Source organism: Bifidobacterium sp. POST2/T3 (B1) (assembly GCF_058197115.1).
In genome coordinates, this window is sequence record NZ_JBVPQK010000209.1 from 1 (window position 1) to 4,811 (window position 4,811).

General features: G+C 62.6%; 5 protein-coding genes. 4 read left to right on the plus strand and 1 reads right to left on the minus strand.

From position 1 onward, the window contains the following. The coding region (gene thrC, locus AC0AP0_RS09125; RefSeq protein ID WP_490430238.1) for a threonine synthase at positions 1-1,031 on the minus strand (1,031 nt) is incomplete at its 3' end. Between the two features lie 203 nt (positions 1,032-1,234). Between thrC and glyA the strand changes: the two genes are divergently transcribed. From glyA to AC0AP0_RS09145, 4 genes are all read left to right on the plus strand, one after another. After that, complete coding sequence (gene glyA / locus AC0AP0_RS09130; protein WP_254477107.1) at positions 1,235-2,542, plus strand: serine hydroxymethyltransferase; 1,308 nt, start codon at positions 1,235-1,237, stop codon at positions 2,540-2,542. A gap of 118 nt (positions 2,543-2,660) precedes the next feature. Then, positions 2,661-3,974 carry a glutamate-5-semialdehyde dehydrogenase gene (locus tag AC0AP0_RS09135; RefSeq protein ID WP_490430239.1) on the plus strand — a complete coding sequence of 438 codons (1,314 nt, stop codon included), beginning with the start codon at positions 2,661-2,663 and terminating at the stop codon, positions 3,972-3,974. After that, positions 3,971-4,528, plus strand: coding sequence for a phosphoribosylglycinamide synthetase (locus tag AC0AP0_RS09140; protein ID WP_445342569.1), 558 nt, complete (start codon positions 3,971-3,973; stop codon positions 4,526-4,528). Before AC0AP0_RS09135 ends, AC0AP0_RS09140 begins: the two co-directional genes overlap by 4 nt. A 5-nt stretch (positions 4,529-4,533) precedes the next feature. Next, on the plus strand, positions 4,534-4,811 hold a 278-nt coding region (locus AC0AP0_RS09145; protein ID WP_490430237.1), incomplete at its 3' end, for a nicotinate-nicotinamide nucleotide adenylyltransferase.

Here is a 4,811-nt window from a genome sequence, read left to right on the forward strand (position 1 = left end):
GAGGCAATCAACTCGGTGTCGCCGTCGGCCATGTAGTAGAGCATCCGTTCCAGGTTGGAGGAGATCAGGATGTCCATGCTGGGGGAAGTGGTGGTGTAGAAGGGACGGTTGCGGTCATAGATGCCTGTGGTCAGGAAGTCGTTGAGGACCCGGTTACGGTCCGAGGCCACGGTCAGGCGGGACACTGGAAGTCCCATCATCTTGGCGTAGTATCCGGCCAGCACATCGCCGAAGTTGCCGGTGGGCACGCAGAATTCGACCGGATCCCCAGGTCCGATCACCCCCCGTTCCATCAGGAACCCATAGGCCCGGAAGTAGTAGACGACCTGCGGGGCCAGGCGGCCGACATTGATGGAGTTGGCCGATGAGAGCACGGTCGAGGCCTTCTCGCTCAGTTCGCGAGCCAGATCAGTGTCGGCGAAGATGGACTTGACTGCGGACTGGGCATCGTCGAAATTGCCCCGAACCGCACAGACCTGGAGATTGCCGCCCTCCTGGGTGACCATCTGCAGGCGCTGGATCTGGCTGACCTTGCCCTGCGGGTAGAAGACGGTGATGCCCGTGCCCGGCGCGTCTGCGAATCCGGCCAGCGCAGCCTTGCCCGTGTCTCCGGAGGTGGCTGTGAGCACCATGATCCGTTCGCCATCGTCACCGGCCAGGGCCATCAGTCTCGGCAGAAGCTGCAGGGCCACGTCCTTGAAGGCCGAGGTGGGCCCGCGGAAGAGCTCCAGTACGAAGTCGTTGCCGCCCAGGTCCACCAGAGGGGTGATTGCCGGATCGGACCACTGCTCTCCGTATGCCGCATCCAGGCAGGAGTCCAGCTGAGCGGAGGAGTAATCACTCAGCAGTCCCGAAAGAACCAGTTTGGCTGTGCCCCTGTAGTCCTGACCGGCGACCGAGGCGGGGTCAATGGTTAGAGCATCCAGCTCATCGCTGACGTAGAGTCCTCCGTCAGGAGCCAGGCCTCGTCTGATGGCCTGCTTGGACTGCAGCTGCCCCTTGCCGCCTCGGGTGCTGTGGTATGTGCTCATGGTTGCCTGCCCCTCCGCCATGTCGCCGAACTGATCATTACCAGGGCATTCTACCCCGTGCTTGGGTCCGAACCATGGTCCTGCTCGGCTGGCGGAGGAAACCATCTATGGACGCGAGGGCCTGCCAAGGGTCGGCATGGCGTACAGTATAGCCCACCAGCCCCTATATCCGAGGCTGTACGTTAAAGACAAAGGAGCGACCCATGGTCGAAGAGAACCCGGTACAGCAATCCTACGATGTCCTGAACTCTTCGATCTCGCAGGTGGATCCGGAGATCGCTGCACTGCTGGATGGAGAGTTGGAGCGTCAGCGCGGCGGTCTGGAGATGATCGCCTCTGAGAACTTCGTGCCCAAGGCCGTCTTGCAGGCCCAGGGATCCGTGCTGACCAACAAGTATGCCGAGGGCTATCCTGGCAGACGCTACTACGGCGGCTGCGAGTGGGTGGACCAGGTAGAGAACCTGGCCCGGGACCGCGCCAAGGCCCTCTTCGGCGCCGAGTACGCCAACGTCCAGCCCCATTCGGGCGCCCAGGCCAATGCCGCCGTTTACCAGGCTCTGATCAAGCCCGGCGACACCGTGCTGGGACTGGCCCTGGACCATGGCGGCCACCTGACCCACGGCATGAAGATCAACTTCTCCGGACGCTTTTATCATGCCGAATCCTACGGGGTCGATCCGGACACCTTCCGCATCGAGCCCGAGATCATCCGTCAACGGGCCCTGGAGACCCATCCGGCCCTGATCATCGGCGGGTGGAGCGCCTATCCGCGCATTGAGGACTTTGCAGCCATGAAGGAGATCGCCGACGAGGTGGGGGCCAAGTTCTGGGTGGATATGGCCCACTTCGCGGGTATGGTGGCAGCCGGTCTGCATCCCAGCCCGGTGCCCTATGCCGATGTGGTCTCCTCCACGGCCCACAAGACCCTGGGCGGACCCCGCTCCGGGTTCATCCTGGCTCGTCAGGAGTATGCCAAGAAGCTCAACTCCTCGGTCTTCCCCGGCAACCAGGGCGGGCCGCTCATGCATGTGATCGCCGCCAAGGCCGTGGCCTTCAAGCTGGCCGGCACGCCTGAATTCAAGGAACGCATGGAGCGCACCTTGGAGGGCGCAAAGATTCTGGCCGAGCGTCTGATGGCCAAGGATGTGGCCGACAACGGCATCACCGTGCTCACTGGAGGGACGGACGTCCATCTGGTTATGGTGGATCTGCGCAACAGCGAGATGGACGGCCGTCAGGGGGAGGACCTGCTGGCCAAGATCGGCATCACTGTCAACCGCAATACGGTGCCCTTCGACCCGCGCCCGGCCTCTGTGGCCTCCGGTCTGCGCATCGGGACCTCCGCCCTGGCTACTCGCGGATTCGGCCCGGCCCAGTACGAGGAGGTTGCCGACGTGATCGGCACTGCGCTGGCCCAGGGTTCTCAGGCGGATCTGGATGCCCTCAAGGCCCGGGTGGACCGGCTGGTCGAGGCCTTCCCGCTCTATCCTGAGCTGGACCAGACCCACTGATTGGCCCTTGGAGGAGGGAGGTGCAGCAATGCCCTCCCTCCTCCTGTCGTCATTGCCCCTGCTGAGGGTTACAATCGGTACAGAAATGGGTCTGGCGGACCCGTGAGGGCGAAAGGATCTGACGAACATGAGTGAAAGCGATAACTCCGGTCGCCAGGATGTGTTCGATCGGGTCTGTACCATGGCCGATGCGGCGGCCGCTGCACAGGCAGGTCTGGCAGGCATGACCGGTCAGGCCAGAAACGCCCTCTTGCTGGCCCTGGCCAATGCACTGGTCGACCAGGCCGATCAAATTGCCGCAGTCAATGAGCAGGACTGCACCGAGGCTTTTGAAGAAGGAATGAGCGCCGGTCTGATCGACCGTCTGCGCTTGGACAAGGTTCGTGTCGCTGATGCCGCCCGGGCCGTGCGCATGGTGGCTGGGCTGACCGATCCCCTGGGCGAGGTGGTTCGCGGCCATGACATGCCCAACGGCATGCGGCTCAATCAGGTGCGGGTTCCACTGGGTGTGGTGGCCATGATTTACGAGGCCCGCCCCAATGTCACCATCGATGTGGTGGCCCTCTGCCTCAAGTCCGGCAATGCGGCCCTCCTGCGAGGAGGCCACGCGGCCGATCGCACCAATCGGGCCCTGGTGGAACTGATAGGTGGGGTTCTTCGTGAGCAGGGGCTGGATCCGGCTCTGGTGGCTTCCGTGGACCGATACGGTCGCGAAGGGGCCCAGGCTCTGATGAAGGCACGTGGTCATATCGATCTGCTGGTGCCCAGGGGTGGCCGCGGGTTGATTCGCAGCGTAATTGAGCAGGCCACAGTGCCCACCATCGAGACCGGGGCTGGCAATGTCCATATTTACGTGGACCGCTCGGTGGACATGGATCAGGCCATACCCATCATCGTCAACGCCAAGACCCAGCGGGTGGGCGTCTGCAACGCCGCCGAAAAGCTGATCATCCACCGGGATGTAGCCGCTGAATTCCTGCCCCGTGTGGCCCAAGCGCTGACAAGGGCCCAGGTCGAGCTGCACCTGGACACGGTCTCCATGGACATCCTTGCTGGCCATGGTCTACCTGAAGACCTGCTGGTCCGTGCAGAAGAGGCTGACTGGGATCGCGAATATCTGGATTTGAAGATGGGGGTCCGCGTGGTGGACTCCCTGGATCAGGCCATTGAGCACATCAACCGTCACTCCACCAGACATACAGAGGCCATTCTGGCCCGGGACTACGAGGCTGTGGAGGAGTTCTCCCGCCGGGTGGATTCAGCTGTGATCATGGTTAATGCCTCAACACGATTCACTGATGGCGGCATGTTCGGCATGGGTGCCGAGCTGGGCATCTCCACCCAGAAGCTGCATGCCCGAGGGCCTATGGGTCTGCAGGAGCTGACCACCACCAAATGGATCGGCTACGGCAGGGGGCAGGTGCGGCCGTGAACGAGAAGATCGAAGAGCTCTTCCAACGCGAACACGACAATCCGCGTATCTGGTTGAGGGTGGCTTCAGAGCGGTTGAGTCTGTTGCGGTACGTCTTTCTGGTGCAAATCGAGGACGGCATCCCGGATGCAGACCAGCGCTCCTGCCTGGAGTACGCCGATGCAGTCCTGATTGGTTGGCCTGACGAACATGCCGATGATGTGCGTGACTTGGATCAGGACCAACTCAACCAGGTCAGGCACGACATCACCGTCATGGAGGAGCGGGTGCCGGTCTTCCGTAAGCAGGAGCAGGAGGGGCGCATCGCCGACCTGTCCGACTCATTGGTAGCCATCACCGGATGCGTGGCCCAGGTCCGTCGGGCCTACCAGCCGGACTTCCCTCTGCCCACCTATTCCGAGATCCGCCGTGTGGTCCAGGAGGAGTGGAATGCCGACATGGAGCGGATCGATCCTGACCGGGTCAACCCCAGCGCCGAACAGATGCGCCAGGAGGCCGAGTCTGAGAACGAGGAGAACGCCTCGGAAGCCAGACGGGAGGGTGAGCAGGCGTGAACCGGATGATGTCTGAACTGTCCAAGGAGGGGGAATCGGGGCAGGAGCCATCAGATATTGACGGGGCCTGTGGACCGGCCCACCCTAACCGTCGGCCCCGGGTGGGAATCATGGGCGGCACCTTCGATCCCATCCATAATGGCCACTTGGTGGCTGCCTCGGAGGTGGCCTGGGTCTACAACCTTGATGAGGTCATCTTTGTGCCCACCGGCCGCCCGGCCTTCAAACTGAACAAGACGGTGACCAATGCCGAGGACCGCTATCTGATGACCGTGATCGCCAC

Excerpts from the sequence above, each read along its gene's own strand:
- glyA (WP_254477107.1), top strand. The coding sequence starts at position 1,235 with ATGGTCGAAGAGAACCCGGTACAGCAATCCTACGATGTCCTGAACTCT.